The organism is Corynebacterium wankanglinii, assembly GCF_013601005.1.
Taxonomy (GTDB): Bacteria; Actinomycetota; Actinomycetes; order Mycobacteriales; family Mycobacteriaceae; genus Corynebacterium; species Corynebacterium wankanglinii.
The window spans coordinates 19,050-45,138 of the sequence record NZ_JABFED010000003.1; the positions used below are offsets into that span (position 1 = coordinate 19,050).

Below are 26,089 nucleotides of genomic sequence, written 5' to 3' on the forward strand. Positions count from 1 at the left end.
CCAAGTGCCTGGCGCGCTTGGGGGTTCTTTTGTTGGGCGGGGTGCTAGAACTGCGGGAGCTGCACGCCCGGGATCAGGCCCATGTAAGCCGCGCCGCCCGCGGCAGCCAGCGCCGCGACGATCGCGATGACGATGCCGATGACCGCGCCCTTCGAGGAGCCGTCTTCGGCCGAATCCGAGCTCCCCTGCGACGGCTGCTCCGCCGGGGCCTCTTCCTTCGCGCGCTTGAGCGTGAAGGCGTCCACCACATCGCCGTTGCCGGTGTCGTAGGTGGTCACGGTCAGGCCCTCCGGGGTGACCTCGACGTTGGTGTAGTCCGGCACCTCGTTCTGATTCCACACCGCGGTGTAGTCGCGGATGGTCTTTTCCTTGACGGTCTGGTCGAAGGTCTCCTTCACATCCTCGTCGCGCACGCCCGTCTTGAAGTCGAAGAACTGGTAGTACTTCGAGCCGGAGGCTGAGTTTGTGGTGACGTACTGGGTCTCACCTTTCTTCTTCTCCAGCGTCTCGCCCTTCTGGGCCACTCGGCCAGAGTCCACCGGGGTGTAGCCATTCATGAGGTGCGAACGGGTGTAGATGTGATCGTGGCCGCCCAGCACCAGGTCCACGTCAAGTTCGGAGATGACCGGGGTCATGCGCTCGCGCCAGTACTGGATGCCACGGTCTTCCTGGTGGTACGCCTGGGAGAACGTGGAGTGGTGGTAGGTGAGGGTGACCCAGTCCTTGTCGGTGCCCTGCTCCTTGACTACCTTGCGCAGGAACGCGGCGTCGTCGTCAAAGTCCTCCCAGTCGTTGGTGTCCATGTTGATCACCAGCGCATTGTTGTAGGTGAACCAGTAGTTCTCGTCCTCGACGTTGGGGCGGTTGTACATCGCCTCGTAGCTCGGCGCGTGGTAGTAGTCGTGGTTGCCCATGGTCACCACGGTGCGGTGCGCGCGCATCGGATCCGGGGAGATGAAGCCGCCGTGCTCCTGCAGTGCGGAGTGGTTGGCCTGGTCGCCGACGGAGAGGAGGAACGATGACTCGGGGAAGCGCTTCGTCGCCTGGGTGACGGTGTTGTTCCAGCCGGCGGTCTGCTTCGCGAGGTCCTTGGTGCTGTAGAGCTGTGGGTCGCCGAAGACCAGGAAGTTCCACTTGTCGCCGAAGGTGCCGGTGTTAAAGGTGTACTCCTTGGACCAGCCGTCTTTGTCCGTCTTCGTCTTTGATCTTGCCCTCAGTGACGGTGACCTTGGAGTCGGTGGACGTCGCTCCGATGGTCTTGGTCTTGCCGCCCTTTTCCTTGATACGGACCGCCTGGCCGTCTACACCTGCGGCGGTGATCCAGTTCAGCAGTACCGAGCTTTCGGTGGCGCCGGCCTGCAGCACGACGTCCTGCGGCGCGTTCGTGGGCAAGGTGAACGGGTTTTTGAAGTTCGCGGCGATGTAGTCGTTGGTGGCATCGACGTCGGCGAACGCCGCCGGGGCGACGAGGGTGGAGGCGACCAACGAGGTCGCCGCGGTAATGGCGAGGAAGCGTGAGCGCATGACAATTCCTTTAAGACACGGGGTAGGGGATAAACCGAACCTTAAAGGTTTTTGAGTGCTCGGCAACCGCTGGCGGAATTCCCTAGGCCAGCACCACTTTGGTGATGCGCGGCAGGGCGATGCGCACCACCCGGTCCGCGGCCTCGTCGAGCGCGTCGACCTGCCCCGCGGTCACACTCAGCGGCAGCACGGTGAGCGTGCGGCCGCGCCCTTGCTTATCGACGAAACCTACGGTCACATGCCGCCTCGCCCGGGCTGCCGCGCGCAGCGTTTCGAAGGCGCTTCCACCCGGGTCGGCGTCGGGGCCGGTGTTGCTGGCGCGGAGCTTGGCCACAATGGTGTCCACCTGCTCGTCCGTCGCGCGCGTCGGCCGCGGCAGGGCGGAAGGAGTGGGCGCCACCAGCGCCGGCTCGGGGGCCATATTCAACGTGGCGCCCTGGCTGTCTTCGGCGGTGGGCTGCATGCCGGCTGCCCGCAGCTGAGCCATGAGCTTTGGCAACGGCAGCTCCGACACCGCCACGGTGGGGGCGAGCACGCGAAGGCCGCAGCGCTCGGCGGCGGTGGCGATCAGCGCCGGGTCCGCCGAGCGGATGTAGCTCATGGCAGCGCCCGCGCGGATGGCGCCATGGGTGCGGGCGATGTCGTCGACGAGGAAGGTGATCGCCTGCGGCACCTCACCCATGACGTGCCGGTCCAGCCAACCATGGATCTCCTCGGCGGCGAGCCCGCTGTCGAGACCGCGCCGCATCGAGGCCTCGGTGACTCTCCACACGCTGGCCAGGCCGGGCGATTCCAGTTCGGCGATGCGCTCAAGAAAGGACGCCATGTCCGGCTCCAGCGGGCCCGGCGCCAGCATGGTCATGTCGCCCTGAGCGATGAGCGTATCCACAGAGGCGGGGACCAGCTCCTCGGTGGTGGCTGCGACGTCTGCGCCCTCGAGCAGCGCGTGCAGCGGCGCGGACTGCGCCAGCTCCGGGGTCCCGGCAAGTGCGCCGACGAACACAGCCTCCTCCACCACCGCCTGGACAAGTTGCGGCGAAAACCCGGAGGCCTCCAGCGGTGCGTGGAACAGCAGCTGGTCGGTGCGACCGGCGTGGCGCAGGATGGTCAGGCGCGCGTGGCGCACGGCAGGCGCGTGCATGTCTGCCGAGAGCAGCTTCGCCTCCGTGTCGGCGCGCCACGGGGAGGCTGCCCAGCCAACGAGGAGGATCGCCCACTGGTGGGAAAGCGTGGCGTCGATCCAGGTCAATGCGTCGTGCGTGGGCGCAAGCACGTCGTCATCGTCCACGTTTCCGCGCCCGACTAGACCGGCGGACTCGCCGATGGTGATGAGCAAGCGCGGGTCGAAGTCCAGCGTCTTTTCCAGGCTCGTCGCCGCGCGCACCCCGACGGTGCCGTCCTTGTTCAGGGCCACCGGCGTATCCATGAGCGCCATGATCAACTGACGCATCTTCCGTACAGCGTCCAGCCCCTGGACAGTCGCGGCCTCATCCACCGCGGCTTGGTCCACCTCGGGCAGGAGGGGCGCGGTGAGCGGGAACTCGCGCGGTGCGGCGCCGCGCATCACGTCGCGCACCGGCCGGGGCAGGCGCACCGTGTTCGCGTTCACCCGCACGAGCAACCCAGCGGCGAGCAGCCGTGACACTGGCGTCTCCGGGTCCGCGTCCGGCCCGGCCGCCCCCGTGGTGCCCACGCCGCTCGACGCGGCCAGAGTTTCCAGCACCTTGCGTTCGCGCGCGGGCAGCTGGTCCAGGGCCTCGGCCGCTCCGGGCGGCAACGTGTCCGTCACGCGCCACCCCGGCGGCAGGGCGGACAGCGTGCCGGGGGATACGCGCAAACCGTGGTCCGGGCCGAAGACCAGCGCGAGGGCGCGCAGGTGCTCCACGTCGCCGAAGCCGGTGGCGTCCACCGGGTCGAGTTCCGCGCCCGCGTCTGCCAGCTGTTCCAGCACCGCCAGGTCGGCGGCGGTGAGCTGCATCAGCGCGCGGGAGGCGGAGCCGGGCAAGCTCAGCCGGGTGGCCAAGGACCCTGTCGTCGGCGGGGTGGGGAAGAAGGTGTCCGGTCGGGAGCGGATGAGGGCGCGAAGCTGGGCGTCGTCAAGCGAATGCAAGAATTCGGGGAAGGTAGACATTGCGGGGGTGAGTTTACGTGCGTTTTCACTGCGGGCGTGAAAGAATAAGGGGCATGGCTAAAGATGTAGAGAAGATCGGGCGCGCAAACCCAGCGTGGCCCGCGCACACCCCTGGTAACGGCCACCCGGTCACCGAGATTTCCTCCAAGCTCACGGGTGCATCGAGCCCGTTCGGCGACGAGCTGGTCCTGCCACTGAAGGCGGAGGAGACCGGCTACGTCCACCCGACTACGCGCATCAACCGCTAAGCGCCTGCGTAGCGACGTCTAAAGGTGGCCACAGTATCCGCTGTGACCACCTTTTTGCGTGCCTGAACGCTGTGTGGTTCGGGCGGGGTGGTTCGGGCGCAGGCAAAAGAAAAACCCGCCTCAAGGCGGGTGTGTTCGCGAATAGCGCCTAGCGCGGCAGGTAGGTTTGCTGCAGGGAGGCGAGGGTGTCGTTGACCTGTGCCCCGAAGTTGGCGCCGAGCAGGTTCGCAACCTTGGTGTAATCACCGGCCAGGGCGGCGTCAATGAGCGGCTGGTTAGCGGCGTAGAACGCGTTGTAGTCGTGGCGGTTGGCGGCGTAGTTGTCCTGCACTACTGCCGGGACCTGGAAGCCGAGGGCGTTGACGGCAACGCGCAGCTGGCTGTAGAGCGTGTCGACTTCGACGGTGGCGGCCTGCTGCGGGGCCGGGGAGGCCGGCGCTGCCGGAGCTGGCGCGGGGGCAGGTGCCGGCTTCGGGGCGGGCTTCACCGCCTGCGCGTCGCGGTTGGTCGGCGCGGAGTTCAGGCCGTAGCGCGCTGAGCAGGCGGGCCAGGCGCCCCAACCCTGGCTGGCCAGGGTGCGCTCTGCCACGATGATCTGCTGCTCGCGGGTGGCCTGGTTCGCGGTGGGGGCGAACTCGCCGCCGCCGTACGCCAGCCAGGTGCCGTAGGAGAACTGCAGGCCGCCGTAGTAGCCGTTGCCGGTGTTGATGGCCCAGTTGCCGCCAGATTCGCACTGCGCGAGCTTGTCCCAGTCGGAGTCCGGGGCTGCGGTTGCCTGCGGGGCGACGATGCCAGCCAGCGCTGCAGCTGCCGCGGTACCTGCCAGAGCCTTCTTGCCCGTGGAGGTGGTCTTCTTGGAGTGGCGTCCCATACGTTGTTTCCTCTCGTCGTTGACCGCCAATTCTCGGGACAGCCTAACCATTTGTAACGATTGTGTCACGCAACCGGCACGAAATGGTGCTCATGCGAAACGGCGCGGGACCATTTGTGCAGGTGAGGGTGGGGCAGACGGACATTCGTGTTCTGGGTCACGATCGCTATTTTCCAATTCCCGGTGTAATGTAATTCCTTTATTTTGGCCTGCATCCTGCTGGCCAATCCGGAACCTGAAGGAGGATGCCATGCCTATTGGAAAGGTGAAGTGGTACGACACCGAAAAGGGCTTCGGCTTCGCGTCCAACCCGGGCGATGAAGACGTCTTCATCGGCAAGTCTGTGCTTCCCGACGGCGTGGATGAGCTAGTCGCCGGCCAGCGCATCGAGTTCGATTTCGCGGCAGGCCGCCGTGGCCCGCAGGCGCTGCGCGTGAAGGTGCTAGAGGAGCCGAAGCGCCGCCCGGTGCACCGCCGGAAGCCGGAGGAGCTGGGCAGCATGCTCGCGGATGTCATGACCTTGATCGAAACCCAGGTGCAGCCCGCGCTGACCAACGGCCGCTACCCGGACCGCAAGGAGGGCCGCCAGGTGGCGGAGATCCTGCGCGCGGTCGCCCGCGAGCTGGATGCTTGACGACGAACCTTTGGTCTACTCGAAGCCGACCGACCACGTGGCGATGACGGGAGTTTCCTCCCCGTCATCGCCTTTTTCAATGTCCAGGGTGGTGATCTCCGCGACGACCAGTTTGGCGCCGGACTCGGTGACCGCCGGTGTCGTCTCCTCGCCGGACTCGCCGGAGGTGAACACGCGCTCGGTGTTGGCCGCCGGGTCGTCGTAGATGAGCAGCAGCCGCCAGCTATTGCGCTCGATCTCGGCGGGCACGGTGAATGTCACCTCGCCCTGATCGGGCAGCCGCACCCTCGGCGGTTCGCCGCCGGGGCACTCGGCATCCAATTCGCACACGGTGTAGGCCGGGATCTGCTCCGCCTGCCCGCCCGCCGTGACGGATACCTCAAGATCGCCCACAGGCGTCCCCGGCTTGCTGTCCTGGTACCGCAAGAAGGCGTAGACCGCCCCGACCAGCACCAGTACGCCCACGAGGGCGATGGCCAAAACTTTCCACTGCTGCGACGATGCGCGTTGTCGTGCCATGGCGCGCAATCCTACTTGGCGGCCTGCTCGTCCCGGAACGTCACGCGGTACATGTCCGGCCAGCGCTTGCCGGTGAGGTAAAACTCCTGCGTTCCGGGGATGTGCGCGATGCCGTTGAGCACGTTGTTCGGGTCCGGTTCCGCGTTGTTGGGCAGGGCAGAGGCGTCGATGACGGCGGTGACGTCGCCCGTGGCCGCGTCGATGCGCATGATGTTGGTGGTGGTGAACACGTTGGCGTAGATGTCGTCGCCCACGCACTCCAGCTCGTTGAGGCCAAGCACTGGCTGGCCGTCCAGCGTGACGGTGAATCGTTCCCGCTCCTGGAAGGTTTCCGGGTCCATGCGGCGCAGCTCCGCCGTGCCGTCGGAGAAAATCACCTCGTTTTCGCGGGAACAGATGCCCCAGCCCTCGCCGTCGTAGTGCGCGCGGCCGGTTTCTTCCAGCGTGGCGGCGTCGCGGCGGATGGCGGTGCCGTTTTGCCAGGTGAGTTGCCACAGGATGTCGTCGATACGCGTGATGCCTTCGCCAAAGAACGCGGGATCCAGGTCCACCGACCTCAACTCCTCGCCCTCGGGCGAGCGGGTGTACAGGCGGGATTCGCCCTCCTGGCCGGTGCCCACATAGATGGTGCCGTCCTCGGCGACCTCGAGACCCTGGGTGAAGCTGGAGCTGTCGAACGGCAGGCGCTGCTCAACGTGGGCGGTCAGGCGCTCTACTCCGGGGCCTGCGGCCTCGGGGGAGGAACAACCCGCCAGCAGAGCGAGCGTGGAGCAGCAGACGGCGGCGGTGAAACGACCCATGGAAACTATCTTGCCCCACGTGGGCAATAATGGGGAACCGTGTCACGATCCAACAACCGTTCTCGCAAACCGCAGCAGCCCAGCCCCCTGCTGTCCGCGGACGCAGTTACAACGGCGCGGGAGGCGCTGGCAGAGATCGCCGCAGGGGAAGTGGGCGAGCATATCGGGGTGACCGGGCTCGGCCGCAACGTAGCCACGCACCGCTTCGAGGCGGATGTGCCTGGCTACGCGGGCTGGGAATGGAACGCCGTGGTGGCGTGCGCCGACGGCTCGGACTGGGTGACGGTCAACGAGGTCGCGCTTGTGCCGTCGCAGGGCGCACTCGAGGCCCCGGATTGGGTGCCGTACTCCGAGCGCCTCCTGCCAGGGGACTTGGGCCCGGGCGACATCATGGAGCTTTCGCCTGACGACGACCGCGTGACCGACGATTCCTTCTCCCGCGACGCCGTCACCTTCACCGGCCGGGAGACGAAGCGGTACCTCACCGTCACCGGGCTGGAGGAGGCGAAGAAGCGCTGGCGCACCGGGGACTTCGGGCCGAACAGCGAGTTCGCGGAGAAGGCCGCGCTGTCGTGCCGCTCCTGCGCCTTCTATATCCCGCTGGGGGAGCCGGTGGGCGAGCACTTCGGCGTCTGCGCCAACGAGTACTCCGCGGATGGGCATGTGGTGGCATCGTCGTACGGCTGCGGAGCGCACTCGGACACCACCGTCGGGCAGTAGCCGCCGCCCCAATCGTTGGGGCGCCCAACGATTGGCGTTTTCGCAGGCAGAATGCGACACTGTTGCGACGTGAGTACCACCACGGGAGCAAAACTGCATAAGGAACAGCCGCAGCCGCGCGGCGCGCTGGACTCCTTTTTCCACATCAGCGAGCGCGGATCCACGGTCGGCACCGAGGTGCGCGCCGGGGTAGTGACGTTTTTCGCGATGGCCTACATCGTGCTGCTCAACCCGCTGATCATCGGCACCAGCCCGGACCGCGAGGGGGTAGTCCTGGGCATCCCTCAGGTTGCTGCCGCAACCGCGCTGACCGCAGGCGTGATGAGCATCCTGTTCGGCGTGGTTGCGAAATACCCGTTCGGTATCGCCACCGGCCTGGGTATCAACACCCTTGTCGCAGTGACCATGGTGGGCCAGCAGGGGCTGACCTGGCCCGAGGCGATGGGCCTGGTGGTCATCGACGGCATCATCATCGTCCTGCTCGCCGTCTCCGGGTTCCGCACCGCAGTGTTCAACGCCATCCCGGATTCCATGAAGGTGGCCATGAGCGTAGGCATCGGCATGTTCATCGCCACCATCGGTCTCGTGGACGCCGGCTTTGTCCGCCGCATCCCCGACGCCGCCATGACCACCGTCCCGGTTCAGCTCGGCACCGGCGGCTCCATCTCTTCGTGGCCCACGTTCGTCTTCATCATCGGCCTGTTCATCTGCGGCTTCATGGTGGTCCGCAACATTCGCGGCGGCCTGTTTATCGGCATCGTGGTCACCACCGTCATCGCCATGATCGTGGAGAAGCTCACCGGCGCGGGATCCTCCGCGGACAACCCGGAGGGTTGGAACCTGGCCGTGCCGTCCCTGCCCGAATCCCTGGGCGGCGTTCCAGACCTGTCGATTGTGGGCAACGTCGACCTCTTCGGCGCGTTTGTCAACGTCGGTGTGATCTCCGCATCGCTGCTCGTGTTCACACTCGTGCTGGCAAACTTCTTCGATGCCATGGGCACCATGACTGCGCTCGGGCGCCAGGCCGGACTCGCCGGTGAAGACGGCGTGCTGCCGGACATGAAGCGGGCCCTAGTGGTCGAAGGTTTCGGCGCTGTGGTGGGCGGGGCGGCGTCCGCGTCCTCGAACACGGTGTTCGTGGATTCGTCCGCCGGCATCGCGGACGGCGCGCGCACCGGTCTGGCCAACGTGGTCACAGGCGTGCTGTTTCTGGCCGCCATGTTCTTCACCCCGCTTTACGAGATCGTGCCCATCGAGGCCGTGGCCCCCGTCCTCGTGGTCGTGGGTGCGCTCATGATGATGCAGGTTGGACAAATCCGTTGGACTGATTTCACCGTCGCGCTGCCGGCGTTCCTCACCATCGTGACCATGCCGCTGACCTACTCCATCGCCAACGGCATCGGCGTCGGATTCATCTCTTTCGCTCTGCTCTCGCTGTTCGCGGGCAAGGTGAAAGACATCCACTGGATCATGTGGCTCATTTCCGCCCTGTTCGTGGTCTACTTCGCGCAGGGCCCGATCTTGGCGGCACTCGGCTAGATGCTTTTGCCTATCGACGACCCTTTGGACCCCCGCCTCAACGACATCCGCGACCTCAAACACTCCGACAAGGACAAGGGCCTAGTATTCGCGGAAGGGCCGCTAGTGGCCGGGCGGCTCGTGGAATCCCGCTTCCCGGTGCGCGCCGTGTTCGGCTTTGGCGGGCGACTCGCGTCCTTCATGGAGGACTACGGCGACCAGCTCGCCGCCCGCGGCGTGCCGGTGTATCAGATCACGCGCGAGATCATGGGGGAAGTGGCCGGCTACGACATGCACCGCGGCCTGCTGGTCTCCGCGGACAAGCCGGAGCCGCTCACCGTGGCGGACGTGATCGACGGCGCGCGCACCCTCGTGATTCTGGAGGGCGTGGGCGACCACGAGAACATCGGCTCCATCTTCCGCAACGCCGCCGGCATGGGCGTGGACGGTGTCCTGTTCGGCGCGTCCACCGCGGACCCGCTGTACCGACGCAGCGTGCGCGTATCCATGGGGCACGTGCTGCGCACCCCATTCGCGCACCTGGACGGCACCCCGACAACGTGGCAGCGTTCCCTGGAACAGCTGCGCGAAGCCGGGTGGTGGCTGATTTCGCTCACCCCGGCCGATGACGCCGTCGAGTTGAAAGACGCCATCCAGGGCTACGACAAGGTCGCGTTCCTCGTCGGAGGCGAGGGCCCCGGCCTCACCCCGCACGCGATGCGCGCCACCGATGTGCGCGCGAAGATCCCCATGGCCCCGGGTACCGATTCGCTCAACGTGGCAACATCCGCCGCGATCGCGTTCTACGAACGGGCGCGGTAGCAGGCCGCCGAGCGCCCGCTAGCGGTCGAAATGGCGGATGCGCTCCGACAGCGCCGTCCAGAATTCCGCCCAGCGGCGGCGCAGGCCGCGCCCGACGCGTTTCGCTGCCGCCACCGACGCGTCCGCCAGCTCCGCGAACTCGTCACCGGACTCATCCTCGGGCGCGTCCTCGTAGTCGTCGTAGGCCTTGGACTTCTCCGCGAACCTGGAGGCCACGGCGTCCACGGACTTCACCGCCGGCGCCTTCCTCTCCTCAATCTTCGGCTCCGGCCGGCCGTCCACGGCGTAGCCGACCACGTTGATGTCGGGGCCGTCTTCGCCGATGTCCACCCCCAGCCAGTGGCGCTCGGCGGACAACGCCAAATCCCTCGGCTCGAAGGGCAGCGCGATGCCGCCGGCTTGCTCGGCGCGCTCACCGGCCCAGTAGGGGGCCTCGAACGGCTCCGGCAGACCCGTGTCCTCGATGACGTGCGTGCGGGTTGCGCAGAAGCTGCGGGAAACCGTGTCGCCGATGAAGTGGGCGAACCCGCCGTAATCGTTGTCCATCCCGGTGGCGATGACAAAAACGTCCGAAGCGGGCAGGGCCGTGAGCCATGGGGAGCCTTGGGAGAGGGAGGAAGCGTCGTCGACAAGCATCCGCACCACGGACACCCCGGGGAAGCCGGCGATGTAGAACTCGTCGCGGCCGGGCACCGAGGAACGGTTCAGCGGGAACGAGCCGATCGGGGTGATCGGCCAAGCCGGGTTGACCTGGGCGAGCAGCTTGCGCCCGAACCCGCGGTCGGCCTTCGGCTCCCGCTCGAGCACGCCGGCAGGATCGGCGGTATTGACAAACCAAAGCGTAACGACCGCTGGGAAACTCATGGCCACATCCTGAAATGTTCTACCGCTTCGGGCGCTTGGTATTCGTCCGAACACCCAACAACACATCCTCCCAGTGCGGGGTGACGGCCTTCCGGCGCCGCTGCTGCGGATGCTCGTCCTCGTCGGGGTGGCGTAGGAAGTCGCCCTCAACCACATCGTCTTGCCTATCGACGACCTCCGGTTGCCCCGCCCCGTCGACACCTACCGCGTCGTCTCGCTCGGTGCGCACCGCCGACAGGGAGCGCACCGGCTGGGCAAAGTCGGGGTCGGTCAGGTCCGCGGCCATCGCGTTGCGCGCCTCTGTCTGCGCACCCGAGCCCATGGCGCGCTTGAAAGTCCACAGCGCTTCGTTCTCGGTCAACCCCGCCTTCCAGGTCACGCGGACGACCCAGCTGTCGCCCTGCTCGCGGGTGGCGTCCCACTCCGCGTCGCTGATGGAGTGCCCGCGGGCCGCGAAAGCCGTAGCCAGAATCTCGAAGAGGGTCTGCTTCGCCAGGCCGTCCTCGCGCACCGGGTGGGACTGCTTCGCGGCCTCGGCCACCTGCGCGCGCTCGAGCAGCACCGGGTGGGCGTACACATCCAGGCGGCTTTGCGCCACCCCCATCTCGTCCGCGAGCTCGGCGGCGGTGGCGCCGGCGCGCAGCCGGGCTTGGATCTCGTTCGGGCGCATGGACAGCGGGGTGGCGTACAGAGGATCGGGTTCCGGCAGGGTCCGCTCAACCGGGGCAGGCTCCGGCGCTGGTGCAGGTTGCGGCTCTGCGGGCTCCACCTCCTCGGCTGGCGCCGGGGCTGCGGCGGGTTCTGCGGGAGGTGTGGCGGAGCGATCGTCGATACGCAGGGGCTCGAGCTCGGCGCGCGCCAACTGGTAGCGCATCCCGTTGTCGTCGCGGAGGACGAAAAACGTCTCCGTCGACTCCTCCTCCAAGAAGTACAGCTCGCGCATAGATCACCTTTCCGCTGGGCAGATACGCGTCCAGCTTAACGGACTCCCCGACGTGTCAACGGCTGCCCACACCGGCAGCGAGCAGCCAGTCCACCGCCCCCGTCAGCGCGCGCACGTCCTCCGGGTCCACCGCCGGGAACATGCCCACGCGCAGCTGGTTGCGGCCCAGCTTGCGGTACGGCTCCGTGTCCACGATGTCGTTGGCGCGCAGGGCAGCCGCGAGCTGGGCGGCGTCGACGTGCTCCGCGAAGTCGATCGTGCCCACCACTTGCGAACGCAGCCGGGGATCCCGCACGTACGGCTCGGCGAGCTCGTGGTGCTCGGCCCAGGAGTAGAGGTGGTGCGCGGACTCGGCAGTGCGCGCGGTCATCGCGTCGAGCCCGCCCTGCTCCAGCATCCAGCGGATCTGTTCGCGCAGCATGATCAGCGTGGCAATGGCAGGGGTGTTATACGTCTGGTTCTTGCGGGAGTTCTCCAACGCAATGTGGAGGTCGAGGAAGGCCGGGACGAAGCGGCCGGAAGCGTGGATGCGCTCGATGCGTTCGACTGCGGCGGGGCTCAGGCACGCCAGCCACAGCCCGCCGTCGGAGGCGAACCCCTTCTGGGGCGAAAAGTAGTAGGCGTCGGAGGCGGTGAAGTCGACGGGGAGGCCGGCGGCGCCGGAGGTGGCGTCGATAAGCGTGAGGGCGTCCGTGTGCGGGCGGGTGACGGGAATGGCGACGCCGGTAGAGGTCTCATTATGCGCCCACGCGACGACGTCCGCGTCGGCGGCTTCCAGCTCGCGCGGATCGGTGGCCTCGCGGATGAACGGATCGGCGAGCCACGGGGCGCGGGCGGCGGCAGAGGCGAACTTGGCGGAGAACTCGCCGTAGCTCAAGTGCGCCGAGCGGCGCTGGATCAGGCTGAAAGTTGCGGCGTCCCAAAACGCCGTGGTGCCGCCGACTCCGAGCGCGACCTCGTAGCCGGCGGGGAGGTCGAACAGCGCGGCCAGGCCCTCGCGGATATCTGCGACGAGGCTTTTTACCGGGGGCTGGCGGTGGGAGGTACCCATCGGCCCGGAGCGGACGAGCGCCTCTAGCTGGGCGGGGCGAACTTTCGACGGGCCGGAGCCGAACCGACCGTCTCGTGGGAGCAGGTGCGCTGGTATCTGGGGAAAATCATGCACAAACATGCATGGTATCTGTGGTGCGGCCTCGCGGTTGCAAGTGTTGTCAGACGCGTCACAAACTTTGCTAGAGTGCCATACGTAAAACCTGGTTGCCGGAAGCTATCCCAACGACAGCCGAGAAAACTACCTGGAAGGGGAAATCAGTGGCTACTGAGAACAAGGACAAGGCCGTACTCCACTACCCGGGCGGCGAGTACGAAATGGACATCATGCACGCCACCGAGGGCAACGACGGTGTCGTGCTTGGCAAGTTCCTCGGCGAGACCGGGCTGGTCACCTTCGACCCGGGCTACGTCTCCACCGGCTCCACCGAGTCCAAGATCACCTACATCGACGGTGACGCCGGCATCCTGCGCTACCGCGGCTACGACATCGCGGACCTGGCAGAAAACGCCACCTTCAACGAGGTGTCCTACCTGCTCATCAACGGCGAGCTGCCGACCACCGACGAGCTGGAGAACTTCAACTCCGAGCTGCGCCACCACACCCTTTTGGACGAGGACTTCAAGGCCGCGTTCAACATCTTCCCGCGCAACGCTCACCCGATGGCGGTGCTCGCGTCCTCGGTGAACATTCTCTCCGCGTACTACCAGGACCAGCTCAACCCGCTGGATGAGGAGCAGCTGAACAAGGCCACCGTGCGCCTCATGGCCAAGGTGCCCATGCTCGCCGCGTACGCCTACCGCGCATCCCGCGGCAAGCCGTACATGTACCCGGACAACTCGCTGAACCCGCGCGAGAACTTCATGCGCATGATGTTCGGCTACCCGACCGAGGACTACGAGATCGACCCGATCCTCACCGACGCGCTGGACAAGCTCCTCATCCTCCACGCCGACCACGAGCAGAACTGCTCCACCTCCACCGTGCGCATGATCGCCTCCGCGCAGGCCAACATGTTTGTCGCCGTCGCCGGCGGCATCAACGCGCTGGCGGGCCCGCTGCACGGCGGCGCGAACCAGGCTGTGCTGGAGATGCTCGAGGACATCAAGAACAACCACGACGGCGACGCCACCGACTTCATGAACCGCGTGAAGAACAAGGAAAAGGGTGTCCGCCTCATGGGCTTCGGTCACCGCGTGTACAAGAACTACGACCCGCGCGCAGCCATTGTGAAGGACACCGCGCACGAGGTGCTCGAGCACCTCGGCGGCGACGAGCTGCTGGATCTTGCCATGAAGCTCGAGGAGATCGCGCTGAACGACGACTACTTCATCCAGCGCAAGCTCTACCCGAACGTGGACTTCTACACCGGCCTGATCTACCGCGCGATGGGCTTCCCCACGGACTTCTTCACCGTGCTGTTCGCTATCGGCCGCCTGCCGGGCTGGATCGCCCAGTACCGCGAGCAGCTGGAGATGAACACCAAGATCAACCGCCCGCGCCAGATTTACACCGGCTACCAGCAGCGCGACTTCGTGCCGCGTGACCAGCGCTAGGGGGACCGGAGGGCGTCGATAGGCATACGGCTACGACGCTGCGCCGCCGAGAATTGTTCTTCCCTTATACTTTTGGGAGGAAGTTCTCGGCGGTTTCTTTGTGAACCGCGCACAAACTTGCAAGGAGTTTCAACGCTATGGAAAAGCCGTTCATTGACAAGCCGGAGGGCCCGGCGCCCGCAGACCTCGTCGTCGAGGACATCACCGTCGGCGACGGCGAGGAGGCCGTGGCCGGTGGGTTTGTCAAGGTGCACTACCTTGGCGTGGACTTTGAAACGGGTGAGGAGTTCGATTCCTCCTGGGACCGCGGCGAGGCCGCCGAGTTTCCGCTCACCGGCCTGATCCAGGGCTGGCAGGAGGGCATTCCGGGCATGAAAGTCGGCGGGCGCCGACAGCTGACCATCCCGCCGGAGAAGGCCTACGGCCCCGCTGGCGGCGGTCACCCGCTGTCCGGCCGCACCCTGGTGTTCATCATCGACCTGCTCGACGCGAGCTAGGAGGCCCCCCATGCGCATCCCCGTCACCACGCTTAACGACGGCTACGATTTCCCCCTCCTCGGCCTCGGCACCTACAAGCTGACCGGCGAAGACGTGGAACGGATCGTGCGCACCGCGATCGAACTCGGCTACCGCCACATCGACACCGCGGCGCTGTACGACAACGAAGTCGAGGTGGGTAAGGCCATCAACGACGCGATCAAGGCCGGCGACGTCACCCGCGAGGAGCTGTTCGTCACCACCAAGTTGTGGAACGACGACCAGGAACGGGTGGCAGCGGCCTACCAGGAATCGCTGGAGCGGCTCAACCTGGAGTTCGTCGACCTGTATCTCGTGCACTGGCCGTGGCCACAGCACGGCACCTACGTCAAGGCATTCGAGCAGATCGCCGAGCTGCAGGGGATGGGTCGGCTGCAGTCCGTGGGTGTGGCGAACTTCTACCCCGAAGTTCTCGACGAGATCATCGAGGCCACCGGCATCACCCCGGTGCTCAACCAGGTGGAGCTGCACGCCGGGTTCACCCAACCGGAGCTGCGCGCCTACCACGAGGAACATGACATCGTGACCGAGGCGTGGGCTCCGATCGCGCGCGGATCCAATTTCGACGACCCGGCCATCCGCGCCGTCGCCGACGCGCACGAGGCCACCCCGGCGCAGGTGTCGCTGGCGTACTTGATGAAGCTTGGTTGCTCCGTGGTCCCGAAGACCGCGAACCCGCAGCGCCTGGTGGAAAACCTTGGCGCGGTGGATCTTGCGCTGACCGACGAGGACGTCGCCACCCTCGACGGGGTCCGGGGCGAGCGCCTTTCGGGTGATCCGCTGACGTTCCCGGGGTAGACGCCCTACCGCGGCCCGCAAGCCCAGTTGCACGAATGTGCAGCTGGGCTTTTTGCATGCCCGGAAGCGGTTCCTAAAAGAGATGTGGGAAACAGTGTAAAAGTCAGTGTGTTGTAGGTTACATTTTGATTGTTGAGTCGGAGATCACATACGCCGGCGAGACAAGGACCACACCTCCACATACAAGAAAGGATCGAGGCCATGGCCGGTTCAACAGCTGTCCCGCAGCGCCGCGAACCAACTCCAGGCGAGTTCGTTGCGATGCAGCAAAGCCCCGAATTCCAGGACCTGCGAAGCACGTTCCGCGGCTTCACGTTCCCGGTAATGATCGGGGCGTTCCTCTGGTACGTCTTTTACGTCGTCTTCGCCACCTTCGCGCCGGACGCCATGGCCCGGGACTTCCTCGGCCTCAACGTCGGCCTGTGGCTCGGCTTCGCCCAGTTCTTCACCACGTTCCTGATTACCTGGGTCTACGTGAAGTGGGCGAACAAGAACATCGAGCCGCGGGCGGCTCACATCCGCCAAGAGATGGAGGGCTAAACCATGCAGACCTACTTGCTCGCCGCCGAAGCCGGCGAGAAGACCGGCAATCCGATCCTCAACATCGCGATCTTCGGCGCCTTTATCGTGATCACCCTCTACATCGTGACTCGCGCCGGTAAGACCACGAACGAATCGGCGGACTTTTATACCGGAGGAGCGTCGTTCAGCGGCACGCAAAACGGCCTCGCCATCGCAGGCGACTACCTGTCCGCGGCGTCGTTCCTGGGCATCGTCGGATCCATCGCACTCAACGGCTACGACGGTTTTTTGTACTCCGTCGGCTTCTTCGTGGCGTGGCTGGTCGCACTACTGCTGGTGGCCGAGCCGCTGCGCAATGTCGGCCGCTTCACCATGGCCGATGTGCTGTCCTTCCGTCTGCGCCAGAAGCCGGTGCGCGTGGCCGCCGCCTTTGGCACGCTGTTTGTGTCGCTGTTCTACCTGATCGCGCAAATGGCCGGCGCCGGCTCACTGGTGTCCGTGCTGCTGGACCTGCACTCCTTCACGGCCCAGGCGATCTGTGTCGGCATCGTCGGCGTGATCATGATCATCTACGTCCTCGTCGGCGGCATGAAGGGCACCACGTACGTCCAGATGATCAAGGCGGTACTCCTCATCACCGGCGTGCTGATCATGACCGTCCTCGCCTTCATCATGGCCAAAGGCGGCCTGACGGCGGTGTTCGACCGGGCCATTGACTCACACGCCGCCTCCGGCCACATCGCGGAGAAGGGCTACCAGGCCGAAGACATTCTTAAGCCAGGCCTGAAGTACGGCAAATCCACCACTTCGAAGCTCGACTTCGTCTCCCTCGGCCTGTCGCTGGTGCTCGGCACCGCGGGCCTGCCGCACGTGCTCATGCGCTTCTACACCGTGCCCACAGCCAAGGAAGCCCGTAAGTCTGTGACCTGGGCGATCGTGCTCATCGGCTCCTTCTACCTGCTCACCCTGGTGCTGGGCTACGCCGCGGCCGCGTTCGTTGGGCCGGACCGCATTCTCGCGGCACCCGGCGGCGCGAACTCCGCAGCACCGCTGCTGGCGTTCGAGCTCGGCGGCTCCATCTTCATGGCGCTCATCTCTGCGGTGGCGTTCGCCACCGTGCTCGCGGTGGTGGCTGGCCTGGCCATCACGGCATCTGCGTCCATCGCGCACGATGTGTACGACGCAGTGCTTCGCGACGGCCAATCCACCGAGGAAGAGCAGGTCCGCGTCTCCCGCATCACCGTGGTTGTGCTGGGCATCGTCTCCATCATTCTCGGCATCCTGGCTATGCAACAGAACGTGGCGTTCCTGGTCTCCCTGGCGTTCGCCATCGCCGCGTCCGCGAACCTGCCGACCATTCTGTACTCCCTGTACTGGAAGCGCTTCAACACCACCGGGGCGGTGGCATCGATCTACACCGGCCTGATCTCCGCGCTCGTGCTGATCGCTCTTTCGCCGGCAGTGTCAGGCAGCGCCACAGCGATGTTCCCCAATGCGGACTGGGCCATCTTCCCGCTGTCCAGCCCCGGCATCGTGTCCATCCCGCTCGGCTTCCTGGCCGGCATCATCGGCACCTATCTAGGCAAGCCCGACAACTTCGACGAGCTCCAGGCCGAGATGGAGGTCCGCTCGCTGACCGGCGTCGGCGTCGAGGCCCCGGTCGACCACTAGCCACACACGAAAACGGCCTGATCCCTGGGAGGATCAGGCCGTTTTAACGCCTGTTAGAAGAACGGGAAGAACCTGCCGACGAGGCCTATCGTGCCGAGCAGGCCGAGCGCGAGGGCGAGACCCGTGATCACATCCGCCGGGGAGGCCGCGTTGCCCGGGGCCGGGGCGGGTGCGGTGGTGGTCGGTGCGGGTGCGGTGGTCAGCCCACCCGTCGCCGTTCCCCGAACAACCTTGACGGTGAACACGCGGTTGACGGAGGAGTAGTCCGCGAACTGAATGGCGGCGTTGATGCGCAACACGCTGCCGGGGCGCATGCCGCGCGCCGCGGCGACGCGGATGCCGGTCTCGCCCTCGCGGGCGATGGTCCAGCCGCCACGGGTCTCCTCGGTGACAAACACGCGGGCACCCTCAGGCAGGCCTTCCGGGGTGACCACGATGCTCTCGCCAGCCGTGATGGTGGTGTCTGCAATCGACACGTTCGCGGTCTCAGCAGCGGGGCGCGCCGGGGTGGAGCGGGTGGTTGGGGCCGGCTTGGGGGCAGTGGTCGACGTGCTCGGCTTCGGGGCAGTGGTCGACGTGCTCGGCTTCGGGGCAGTGGTCGACGTGCTCGGCTTGGGGGTGCTTGGCTTCGGGGTGGTTGTCTGGGTCGAGCTGCCGGGGGTCGCGCCCTCCGCGGTTGCCGGTACGTAGGCCTTCGCGGTCAGGTCGCGCGTGCTGCCGTCCGGGAGCAGGACAGCCACCTCGAGTACCAGCGCGTAGCCGGGCTGAGCGTTTCGCGGGGCGGCGAAGGTGATCGCGCCAGTCTGTTCATCCGTGTGCAGCGACCACCCGTTGTACTGCTGGTTCGGGCCGATCACTCGGGCGCCCTCCGGCAGCGAGCCATTGAGGAAGACGGTGACGCGCTCGTTGGCGGAAACGGCGGTGTCGGGGTAGGACAGTTCGCCCACCGCCGGGGCAGGGGCGGGCTTCGGCGTGGTCTTCAGCGTGGTCTTCGGCGCGGAGCTCGTCGATAGGCTTGGCTCCTTGCCCACGGTGATGCGGGAGGTGTACTGCTTGGTGGAACCGTCCGGGAAGGCCACGCCGAGCGTGATACCCAGCCCAGCACCTGCGCGGGCGCCCGCCGGGGCGGAGACGGTGACCTCGCCGCTGGCCTGGTCCGCCTCGACACGCCAGCCGCCGGAACCGGTGGGAGCGGCGAGCTGGGAGCCGGCCGGGAGGGAAACGCTCGGGCGAAGCGTCACGGACCCGCCCGGCGCCACGGTGGCGTCGCCCCAGGACAAGTCGAGCGACTCTGCGAGGGAGACCGACGGGGCGACAACGCGCACGGTGAACAGCGCGTAATCCACGGTGTGGTCCGGGTAGGTGATGGTGACGTAGTTTTGCGCCCATGCGCCGGGGTACTGGCCGCGAGGAGTGGCGGTGACGGTGCCGGAGGCATCGACAGAAAAGCCCCAGCCTGCCGTGTCATTGACCGAGAACGTGGTGCCGGCGGGGAAAGCGCCGCTGACGGGGATGCGCACCGCGTTGCCCGGGGTGGTCTGCGCGTCGGCGTAGCCCGGGTTGTAGGTGCGCGACATGAAGTCGGCGGCGGAGGCAGGAACGACGGTGGTGGTGGCGAGCGCGGCCGTCAGTGCGGCGGCGACAAGGCGGGTGGTTTTCACGGGACTCCTGTCAAAGTAGTAAGAGAATACTTTGACTAGTTTAGATAAATCCCTAGAAATTTCTCATTTAACGCGGTAGCCAGGAAGAGGAGAGCTGGCTGCTGCCCTGGAGCAGTGTCGACCAGTCGCCCGGAGTCATGTTTGTTAACGTCGATCCTTGGCCCGGCGTCCACTGGCCCCAGTCCGAGGCGTACACGTTGTTGATGTCCACCTGGATGCCCTCGATATAAGCCTGGCGGCCCGCAACCTGGTGGATGTTTGCGCGCGAGTGAATCTGGCCGCGGGAGCCCCAGTCGTGCTGCCAAAAGTAGGAGCCGATGCCGTCTTCCAGGCACCACGCGATGGTGTAGTAGTTGCCGTAGACGCCAAGCTGGTACCCGGCCGCGTTCAGTGCGACGCCCATCGCCTTCAGGTATGGGTTGATCAGCGAGTTGAACTGGGTGAGCGTCGGGTTGTCGTCGATCGCGACGTAAATCGGGCGCCCGGTCGGGCCACCCGCCGCTTTGTGCAGTGCGATGGCCTGCGGGGCGTGCTCAGCGGCGCCGAGGGCACCGCGTTTCCAATCGGCGGTCTCCGCTCGGCCGAACTGGTAGACGGAGGCGACGGCTAGGCCGTTCGCCTGGTAATCGCGGGTCTCGCCGATGGTCACGGGCTTGCCTCGCATCCATTCCGCGCCGGGGCGTCGCTCGGAAACGTAGCGCACTGCGCCCATGTGGCCCGCTGCTTTCACAGCGCCTGCCGACGGCACCCCAGCCGAGTAGTCCACGACCGTGCCCAGCACTCGACGCTGCTGAGCCTGCGCGGCGGGGGAGAGTGCGGTGGATGCGGCCGCCGCAGCGGCGGTAAGGGCGCCCGCGGACTTCAAAAATGAGCGGCGATCAAAGGTAGTCACATCCGTCACTCTAGCCCCAACGGGCGGTTTGTGCTCAAACTCGCGCGAGAAACGCGCGCTGGTACGGCGGCGGTTTCCGGGGAGCGCAATCGCTGCGGTAACCTAACGCCATTGCCTCCGTAGCTCAGTGGATAGAGCACTTCTCTCCTAAAGAAGGTGTCGTAGGTTCGATTCCTACCGGGGGCGCCATTTGTGCAGATCTACCTGCGAAAACTACCGGTTAAACGGCGAGGAGACCCACGTAAACGGCCGGTCCAGCAGGGTAGTGCCCAGCTTCGACGGGGTGAGCACGAACTCCTCGCCGCCAGCGGGGACAAGTTCAATCGTGCCTTCGCCGGCCCGCCAGGTGAACTCGCGTGTTTCCATGACGGGCCCGCGCGGGGCGGCGTTGACGCCGTCGTCGGTCATGGGTGCCGTGAGCTGGATAATCACCCGGTTGCCGTCGAGCGTGTAGAAGCCTTCTTGGAGGGAGCCGGAGGCTCGTCGTAAGGCAACGAGCCCGTGGAAGGAGCCCTCGGGGGTTTCGGCGCTCTCGACCCGGTAGAAGCTACCTGCGGCGGCGCCGTCGACGGAGCCGAAGGCGATCGCCGCCCAGCGCTGGTCATCGGGCAAGGCGGGAGCCGGCTCGATGTCGCCACCGGCCACCGAGTACACGCCCGACAGTTCTGTGCCTTCCCGGTCGAGCGCCTTCGGGATGCCGGTGAACATGGCAAACCCGGCTGCGCCGAGGGAGATCACCAGGGCCAAAACAGGAAAGAAGCGGGTGACGCGGTGGACCTTTTCGCTCGTGATCGCGCGCGGCGCATCCAGGGCCTCAACGCTGCGCCCGGCGAGGAAGCGGAACAGCCGCGGCAACCACGGCGCCAGCACAAGCAAGAACAACAGCGCCTGGATGGCCGCGGGGATTTTCACGGGCACGTCGAACGTCATGTTCAGCAGCCACACCACGGCCAGGTCCAAAAAACCGATAAGCCCGCCGAGCCACGCGGTACGACGCCACAACAGCAGCACGCAGGCGACGAATTCGGCGAGCCCCGCGAGGAATTGTACGACGGGGGAGAAGCCCATGAACGTCCACAACAGCCCCATGGGCGACTTCTCGCCGAGCGCAATCAGCAGCTCCGGGAAGTCGGGCCGGCCCATCTGCATCAGGCCGAGCTTGAACAGAGCGTACGGCATGAGCATGACAAATACGGCCACGCGCACGACCCAGTGCAGCGCCCAGCCAATCTGCTTCGCGTTCATGGGCGACAGTCTAACTAGCATGGGCGGAGTGAAACCTGTGGCAGTGATCGTCGGCGCGGGGCCGAACGGGCTGACGGCCGCCGCGCGCCTCGCGGTCAGCGGGTGGCGGGTTGAGGTGCGCGAACGCGCTGGTGAGGTCGGGGGCGCAGCCGCCACGCAAATGCTTGACGACGCCGCGCTGGTCGACCTCGGCGCCGCCTGCCACCCCTTCGGGGCCGCCAGCCCCGCCTTCCGGGCGTTGCGGCTGGAAAACTACGGGGTGCGGTGGCTGCGCGCGCCGTACGAGATGGCGCACCCGCTCGACGGCGGCGCGGCGGTGCTGGCCGGCTCGCTGGAGGCAACCGCTGCTGGCCTCGGCGGGGACGCTCAAGCTTGGGTGCGGCTGCATCGGCCGGTGGTGGATCACGTTGACGGGCTGCTCGCAGACGTGCTCTCACCCATGACGAGTGTGCCGAGGCACCCGGTTGCGCTCGCGCGATTCGGTGCCCGCGGGGTGTGGCCGGCGGCGGCACTTGGACGGGCGGTCTTTCGCACCGAGGAGGCGCGCGCCCTGCTCGCGGGCAGCGCAACGCATGCGATCACCTCGCCGTCGCGGCCGCTGACCGGCGCGTTCGGCCTGCTCTTTGGGGCGCTGGGCATGACTCGCGGGTGGCCGGTGGCCGACGGTGGTTCCGGCGCGATCACGGCGGCGCTGCGCGAAATTGTGACGGAACACGGAGGAGTGGTCCACTGCGGGGAAGAGGTGGGCGAATTACCCGAGGCGGATGCCGTCATCCTCAACCTCACTCCCGCCCAGGTGCTGCGTATCGACGGCGCCGCGCTGCCGGCCCGCCGCACCCAGTCGATGCGCAGGTGGCGCTACGGCCCGGGCGTGCACAAGGTGGATTTCATGCTTGACGCGCCGGTGCCGTGGTCCGATGCGCGTGTGGGCGAAGCGGCCACGGTGCACGTCGGCGGCACGGTCGAGGAGATCGTGCGCGCCGAGCAGGCGGTGGCCGCTGGAGTGATGCCCGAGCAACCGTTCGTCATGGTGGCGCAGCAGTACGCCGCCGACCCCTCGCGCGGGCTGGTGCTGTGGACGTACGCGCATGTCCCGCACGGCTACAGGGAGCGCTTCCCTGGTGAGGTGGCGGAAAAGATTACCCAGCAAATCGAACGCTTCGCACCTGGCTTTCGCGCGGTGGTGCGGGGCACGATAGAGACGCCGCCGGCCGCACTAGAGGGGTGGAATCCCAACCTCGTCGGCGGCGACATCGCGGGCGGGGCCATGGACGGCGCTCAGCTGCTTATGCGTCAGCCGCACCGGCTGCGCAGGGGGCTCTACCTCGCGTCGTCGTCGACCGCGCCCGGGGCGGGCGTGCACGGCATGCCCGGCTGGTGGGCCGCCAGCGCGGCGCTGCGGGACTTTGCCTGAATAACTTACTTCCCCGTAGGTTTGGATGCGTTTAAGGTAAAGGCCAATCCAACGACTCCAAGCGGGGGTGATCCGTGACCGACACTAAACCGGGCCAAGTGCGGCGCAGCTACGTTATGGCGGATCGAGGCGAGCGCCCCATGATCCGCGGCTGGTTCCACCTCGTTGCGGCATTGCTTTCCGCGCTCGCCGCGACGGTGCTGATCACGTACGCCTGGATGACGCTGATGTGGTTCCAGGCGCTCGGAGTTACCGTCTACGGCGCAGGGTTATTTTTGCTGTTCGGGGTCTCGGCAATGTACCACCGCTGGCCGTGGCGCACCTCGAACGCCGTGCGATGGTGGCGCAGAGCGGATCACGCCACTATCTCGGTGTTCATCGCCGCGACGTACACGCCGCTGTGTCTGACCGTCTTTAACCCGACTACTGCGGCGATAATGCTTGCCGTCGCATGGGCGGGCGGTATCGGGGGAGCGGTGCTCAACCTCGTGTGGATCAACCACCCGCGCTGGCTTGACGTGGTGGTCTACGTCGGGCTGGGGTGGATCATCGTCCCACTCATTCCAACCCTCTGGCGCGAGGCCGGGGCGGCGGTGGTGTGGCTGTTGTGTGCCGGCGGGGTGATATACACACTCGGCGCGCTGGTCTACGGTTTCAAGTGGCCGGGGCGGTCAGCGCGCTATTACGGCTACCACGAGCACTTCCACACCGCGACCATTGTGGCGGCGGTGCTCCACCTCGTGGCTATCTGGATGGTTGTGGTGCAGGCGGGGTAGACGCACCCCGGTTCACTCCTCGCCGGTGAGCTCGCGCAGCTTGGCGCGCACCGCCGAGGCCTCCGGGTTGGTGGCGTGGGTGCCGTCGGAGTAGAGCACCGTGGGCACAATGCGGTTGCCGTCGTTGACGGACTCGATCCACGCGTTGACCTCGTCCATCCCGTCGGCGTCCACGTCGACCAGGTCGTAGGGGGTCTCGGTGCGGTCGAGCCGCTCGCGCAGTTTGCGGCAGAACGGGCACCAGCCCGCGGCGAAGATGGTCACGTGCGAGGAGGTCTCAGGTGCAGCAACGGTCATGTCAAACCCTTTCAAATCGTTGGAACTTGTAGCGCAGGCCATTAGCGGAGGTCTGCCACTCGCCGTCGCGGACGAGCTCGAAGTCGCCGTCGATCCGGGGCGCGTAGACGGCTTTGGTCGGGGGGAGGTCCGGATGGACGTCGATAAGCGTGCGCTCGATGACGTCCACCTCGTCGATGGTCGCCTCGTACACCTGCGCGCCGCCGAGGATCCACGCGTCCGCTTCCAGGTCCGGGATGTCCTGGGAGACGTAGGCGCCGCGCGACCACGCGCCCGGCTGCCGCGAGGACAGCACGTGATTCGCGCGCCCCGGCAGCGGCCGGGTGGGCAGGGATTCCCAGGTTCGGCGACCCATGATGATGGGGTGTCCGAGGGTGGTTTCTTTGAAGTGCTTGAGATCTTCCGGCAGGTGCCAGGGCATGCCGGCGCCATCGCCGATCACGCCGTCGACGCTCTGCGCCCAGATCGCGCCCAGGGTCACGCGCCGCATCATACGGACACCTCCGCCATGATGGTGGGGTGGGGGTCGTAGCCTTCGACATCGATGTCGTCGAAGGTGTAGTCGAAGATCGACGCCGCCTTGCGCAGCTTCAGTTGCGGGTACTCGCGGGGCTCGCGGGTGAGCTGCTCGCGCACCTGGTCGAGGTGGTTGTTGTAGATGTGGCAGTCGCCGCCCGTCCAGATCAGCTCGCCGACCTTAAGGCCCGCCTGCTGGGCGAACATGTGGGTCAGAAGCGCGTAGGAGGCGATGTTGAACGGCACACCGAGGAACATGTCGGCGGAGCGCTGGTACACCTGCATGCTCAGGCGCCCGTCGGCCACGTAGAGCTGGAACAGCAGGTGGCACGGCATGAGCGCCATCTTGTCCAGCTCAGCCACGTTCCAGGCGGAGACGAGGTTTCGGCGGGAATCGGGGTTGTCGCGCAGGGTACGCAGGACCTCCTCGATCTGGTCGATGTGCCCGCCGTCCGGGGTGGGCCAGGAGCGCCACTGCACGCCGTAGACGGGGCCGAGCTCGCCGTCCTGGTCGGCCCACTCGTTCCAGATGCGGATGCCGTTGTCCTGCAGCCAGCGCACGTTGGAATCGCCGCGCAGAAACCACAGCAGCTCGCCCACCACGCCTTTGAAGTACACCTTCTTGGTGGTCAGCAACGGGAAGGACTCGGACAGGTCGTAGCGGATCTGGCGGCCGAACACGGAGCGGGTGCCGGTGCCGGTGCGGTCGCCTTTCTCGGCGCCGTTGTCCAGCACGTCGCGGAGCAAGTCCTCGTACGGGGTGGAAATCACTTGGCTACCCCTTCGAATGTTCCGTGTTCGTCATGGTAGCGCGCAGCTGCCTCGAGGATGTCGTCTGCCAGTTCGGGCCGGCAGATCACAATGTCCGGGATGTAGGTGTCGGAGTTGTTGTAGCGCAACGCGGTGCCGTCGAGGCGCGAGGCGTGCAGCCCGGCGGCCAGCGCAACGCCCACGGGTGCGGCCTGGTCCCACTCGTATTGGCCACCGGCGTGCACGTACGCGTCGTAATCGCCCAACAGCACGTGCATCGCCTTCGCGCCGGCGGATCCCACGGGCTCCACAGAAAAGCCCAGCGCATCGGCCACGTACTTGGCCACGGCCGGGGGCCTGTTGCGCGACATGGCCACCTTGCCCGCAAACGGGCCCGAGACGTGGCGGACGTCGGAGGACTTGAACACCACGCCCAAATCCGGCAAGCCGACGGCCGCGTGGGTGGGAACCCCGTCCTCCACGAGCGCCACATGCACCGCCCAGTCCTGGCGGCCGGTGGCGAACTCCTTGGTGCCGTCGAGCGGATCAACGATCCAGACGCGATCCTTACTCAGCCGCCCCTGGTCGTCGGCGGCCTCCTCCGACAGGACGCCGTCCTCAGGCCTGTGCTGCGCGAGTACGCGGGCGATCCAGTTTTGGGCCAGTTCATCGCCCGCCTCGCCGAGCTCGCGGCCGCGCAGGAGCCCCACGCCACGCACACCTTTGAGAATCTCGCCTGTGCCCTCCGCGATGAGGTTTGTCAGCCGGGAATCCGAGTACTGAGCAGTCATGCGCCCGACTCTACCGCC

The 26,089-nt window shown here is 66.5% G+C and carries 28 protein-coding genes and 1 tRNA gene; 13 read left to right on the forward strand and 16 right to left on the reverse strand.

The features are described 5' to 3' along the window. Positions 1 to 44 precede the first annotated feature (44 nt). The 3 genes from HMA55_RS05485 to HMA55_RS05495 all read right to left on the reverse strand — a co-directional run bounded on the left by HMA55_RS05485 (position 45) and on the right by HMA55_RS05495 (position 3,655). Positions 45 to 1,217 (reverse strand): metallophosphoesterase family protein, encoded by a 1,173-nt coding sequence (locus tag HMA55_RS05485; protein ID WP_181192237.1) that lies wholly within the window; start codon positions 1,215 to 1,217, stop codon positions 45 to 47. Continuing rightward, a complete protein-coding gene (locus HMA55_RS05490) occupies positions 1,156 to 1,524 on the reverse strand; it encodes a hypothetical protein (RefSeq protein WP_181192086.1) in 369 nt (122 codons plus the stop codon). The genes HMA55_RS05485 and HMA55_RS05490 overlap by 62 nt, the downstream gene beginning before the upstream one ends. Positions 1,525 to 1,606: 82 nt before the next feature. Beyond that, positions 1,607 to 3,655 (reverse strand): helicase-associated domain-containing protein, encoded by a 2,049-nt coding sequence (locus HMA55_RS05495; protein ID WP_181192087.1) that lies wholly within the window; start codon positions 3,653 to 3,655, stop codon positions 1,607 to 1,609. A gap of 53 nt (positions 3,656 to 3,708) precedes the next feature. Here HMA55_RS05495 and HMA55_RS05500 point away from each other — a divergent pair, with 53 nt between their 5' ends. Continuing rightward, positions 3,709 to 3,903, forward strand: a complete 195-nt coding sequence (locus HMA55_RS05500; RefSeq protein ID WP_181192088.1) for a hypothetical protein — start codon at positions 3,709 to 3,711, stop codon at positions 3,901 to 3,903. Between the two features lie 148 nt (positions 3,904 to 4,051). On the opposite strand, the gene HMA55_RS05505 is transcribed toward HMA55_RS05500, so the two are convergent. Next, positions 4,052 to 4,774, reverse strand: a complete 723-nt coding sequence (locus HMA55_RS05505) for a resuscitation-promoting factor Rpf1 domain-containing protein (RefSeq protein ID WP_181192089.1) — start codon at positions 4,772 to 4,774, stop codon at positions 4,052 to 4,054. Between the two features lie 250 nt (positions 4,775 to 5,024). Between HMA55_RS05505 and HMA55_RS05510 the strand changes: the two genes are divergently transcribed. Further along, positions 5,025 to 5,408 carry a cold-shock protein gene (locus HMA55_RS05510; RefSeq protein ID WP_181192090.1) on the forward strand — a complete coding sequence of 128 codons (384 nt, stop codon included), beginning with the start codon at positions 5,025 to 5,027 and terminating at the stop codon, positions 5,406 to 5,408. A 15-nt stretch (positions 5,409 to 5,423) separates the two neighbouring features. Here HMA55_RS05510 and HMA55_RS05515 read toward each other — a convergent pair whose 3' ends face one another. Further along, complete coding sequence (locus tag HMA55_RS05515) at positions 5,424 to 5,927, reverse strand: DUF2771 family protein (protein ID WP_181192091.1); 504 nt, start codon at positions 5,925 to 5,927, stop codon at positions 5,424 to 5,426. Between the two features lie 11 nt (positions 5,928 to 5,938). Continuing rightward, positions 5,939 to 6,727 carry a glutaminyl-peptide cyclotransferase gene (locus tag HMA55_RS05520; protein ID WP_181192092.1) on the reverse strand — a complete coding sequence of 263 codons (789 nt, stop codon included), beginning with the start codon at positions 6,725 to 6,727 and terminating at the stop codon, positions 5,939 to 5,941. Between the two features lie 39 nt (positions 6,728 to 6,766). On the opposite strand from HMA55_RS05520, the gene HMA55_RS05525 reads away from it, so the two are divergent. Genes HMA55_RS05525 through HMA55_RS05535 form a run of 3 tightly spaced genes read left to right on the forward strand, consistent with a single transcriptional unit; the run spans position 6,767 to position 9,787 of the window. Then, complete coding sequence (locus tag HMA55_RS05525; protein ID WP_181192093.1) at positions 6,767 to 7,447, forward strand: DUF3027 domain-containing protein; 681 nt, start codon at positions 6,767 to 6,769, stop codon at positions 7,445 to 7,447. Positions 7,448 to 7,498: 51 nt separating this feature from the next. After that, positions 7,499 to 8,986: an NCS2 family permease gene (locus HMA55_RS05530; protein ID WP_181192094.1), complete on the forward strand. Its 1,488-nt coding sequence runs from the start codon at positions 7,499 to 7,501 to the stop codon at positions 8,984 to 8,986. Further along, on the forward strand, positions 8,987 to 9,787 hold the full coding sequence (locus HMA55_RS05535; protein WP_181192095.1) for a TrmH family RNA methyltransferase: 801 nt from the start codon (positions 8,987 to 8,989) through the stop codon (positions 9,785 to 9,787). An 18-nt stretch (positions 9,788 to 9,805) separates the two neighbouring features. On the opposite strand, the gene HMA55_RS05540 is transcribed toward HMA55_RS05535, so the two are convergent. The 3 genes from HMA55_RS05540 to serC are packed head-to-tail and all read right to left on the reverse strand — an operon-like array spanning position 9,806 to position 12,765. Then, positions 9,806 to 10,651 carry a DUF6928 family protein gene (locus HMA55_RS05540; RefSeq protein WP_181192096.1) on the reverse strand — a complete coding sequence of 282 codons (846 nt, stop codon included), beginning with the start codon at positions 10,649 to 10,651 and terminating at the stop codon, positions 9,806 to 9,808. Between the two features lie 19 nt (positions 10,652 to 10,670). After that, positions 10,671 to 11,594 carry a septation protein SepH gene (sepH, locus tag HMA55_RS05545; RefSeq protein ID WP_181192097.1) on the reverse strand — a complete coding sequence of 308 codons (924 nt, stop codon included), beginning with the start codon at positions 11,592 to 11,594 and terminating at the stop codon, positions 10,671 to 10,673. A gap of 55 nt (positions 11,595 to 11,649) precedes the next feature. Continuing rightward, positions 11,650 to 12,765: a phosphoserine transaminase gene (serC, locus tag HMA55_RS05550; RefSeq protein ID WP_181192098.1), complete on the reverse strand. Its 1,116-nt coding sequence runs from the start codon at positions 12,763 to 12,765 to the stop codon at positions 11,650 to 11,652. Between the two features lie 140 nt (positions 12,766 to 12,905). On the opposite strand from serC, the gene HMA55_RS05555 reads away from it, so the two are divergent. The 5 genes from HMA55_RS05555 to HMA55_RS05575 all read left to right on the forward strand — a co-directional run bounded on the left by HMA55_RS05555 (position 12,906) and on the right by HMA55_RS05575 (position 17,729). Then, positions 12,906 to 14,201 carry a citrate synthase gene (locus tag HMA55_RS05555; RefSeq protein ID WP_181192099.1) on the forward strand — a complete coding sequence of 432 codons (1,296 nt, stop codon included), beginning with the start codon at positions 12,906 to 12,908 and terminating at the stop codon, positions 14,199 to 14,201. Positions 14,202 to 14,338: 137 nt separating this feature from the next. Further along, positions 14,339 to 14,698 (forward strand): FKBP-type peptidyl-prolyl cis-trans isomerase, encoded by a 360-nt coding sequence (locus HMA55_RS05560; protein WP_181192100.1) that lies wholly within the window; start codon positions 14,339 to 14,341, stop codon positions 14,696 to 14,698. A gap of 10 nt (positions 14,699 to 14,708) precedes the next feature. Continuing rightward, positions 14,709 to 15,536, forward strand: a complete 828-nt coding sequence (locus HMA55_RS05565; RefSeq protein ID WP_181192101.1) for an aldo/keto reductase — start codon at positions 14,709 to 14,711, stop codon at positions 15,534 to 15,536. Positions 15,537 to 15,737: 201 nt separating this feature from the next. Next, a complete protein-coding gene (locus HMA55_RS05570) occupies positions 15,738 to 16,076 on the forward strand; it encodes a DUF485 domain-containing protein (RefSeq protein ID WP_181192102.1) in 339 nt (112 codons plus the stop codon). A gap of 3 nt (positions 16,077 to 16,079) precedes the next feature. Then, positions 16,080 to 17,729: a solute symporter family protein gene (locus tag HMA55_RS05575; protein ID WP_181192103.1), complete on the forward strand. Its 1,650-nt coding sequence runs from the start codon at positions 16,080 to 16,082 to the stop codon at positions 17,727 to 17,729. A gap of 53 nt (positions 17,730 to 17,782) precedes the next feature. On the opposite strand, the gene HMA55_RS05580 is transcribed toward HMA55_RS05575, so the two are convergent. Then, positions 17,783 to 19,390 carry a Rib/alpha-like domain-containing protein gene (locus HMA55_RS05580; RefSeq protein ID WP_181192104.1) on the reverse strand — a complete coding sequence of 536 codons (1,608 nt, stop codon included), beginning with the start codon at positions 19,388 to 19,390 and terminating at the stop codon, positions 17,783 to 17,785. Positions 19,391 to 19,457: 67 nt separating this feature from the next. Next, complete coding sequence (locus HMA55_RS05585) at positions 19,458 to 20,291, reverse strand: DUF1906 domain-containing protein (RefSeq protein WP_181192105.1); 834 nt, start codon at positions 20,289 to 20,291, stop codon at positions 19,458 to 19,460. A 104-nt stretch (positions 20,292 to 20,395) separates the two neighbouring features. On the opposite strand from HMA55_RS05585, the gene HMA55_RS05590 reads away from it, so the two are divergent. Continuing rightward, a tRNA-Arg gene (locus tag HMA55_RS05590) sits at positions 20,396 to 20,471 on the forward strand. 24 nt (positions 20,472 to 20,495) lie between these two features. Here HMA55_RS05590 and HMA55_RS05595 read toward each other — a convergent pair. Next, positions 20,496 to 21,527 carry a hypothetical protein gene (locus tag HMA55_RS05595; protein WP_181192106.1) on the reverse strand — a complete coding sequence of 344 codons (1,032 nt, stop codon included), beginning with the start codon at positions 21,525 to 21,527 and terminating at the stop codon, positions 20,496 to 20,498. 19 nt (positions 21,528 to 21,546) lie between these two features. On the opposite strand from HMA55_RS05595, the gene HMA55_RS05600 reads away from it, so the two are divergent. Next, positions 21,547 to 22,941, forward strand: a complete 1,395-nt coding sequence (locus HMA55_RS05600; protein ID WP_181192107.1) for a phytoene desaturase family protein — start codon at positions 21,547 to 21,549, stop codon at positions 22,939 to 22,941. A 116-nt stretch (positions 22,942 to 23,057) separates the two neighbouring features. Beyond that, complete coding sequence (gene trhA / locus HMA55_RS05605) at positions 23,058 to 23,717, forward strand: PAQR family membrane homeostasis protein TrhA (RefSeq protein WP_181192238.1); 660 nt, start codon at positions 23,058 to 23,060, stop codon at positions 23,715 to 23,717. A 12-nt stretch (positions 23,718 to 23,729) separates the two neighbouring features. Here trhA and HMA55_RS05610 read toward each other — a convergent pair whose 3' ends face one another. The 4 genes from HMA55_RS05610 to HMA55_RS05625 form a co-directional block, all read right to left on the reverse strand. Continuing rightward, positions 23,730 to 24,014 (reverse strand): glutaredoxin domain-containing protein, encoded by a 285-nt coding sequence (locus HMA55_RS05610; RefSeq protein ID WP_181192108.1) that lies wholly within the window; start codon positions 24,012 to 24,014, stop codon positions 23,730 to 23,732. Position 24,015: 1 nt separating this feature from the next. Beyond that, complete coding sequence (locus HMA55_RS05615) at positions 24,016 to 24,435, reverse strand: dihydrofolate reductase (RefSeq protein ID WP_235961816.1); 420 nt, start codon at positions 24,433 to 24,435, stop codon at positions 24,016 to 24,018. Positions 24,436 to 24,503: 68 nt separating this feature from the next. Beyond that, a complete protein-coding gene (locus HMA55_RS05620; protein ID WP_374680601.1) occupies positions 24,504 to 25,301 on the reverse strand; it encodes a thymidylate synthase in 798 nt (265 codons plus the stop codon). Continuing rightward, positions 25,298 to 26,071 carry a 3'(2'),5'-bisphosphate nucleotidase CysQ gene (locus HMA55_RS05625; protein ID WP_181192109.1) on the reverse strand — a complete coding sequence of 258 codons (774 nt, stop codon included), beginning with the start codon at positions 26,069 to 26,071 and terminating at the stop codon, positions 25,298 to 25,300. Before HMA55_RS05625 ends, HMA55_RS05620 begins: the two co-directional genes overlap by 4 nt. Positions 26,072 to 26,089 lie beyond the last annotated feature (18 nt).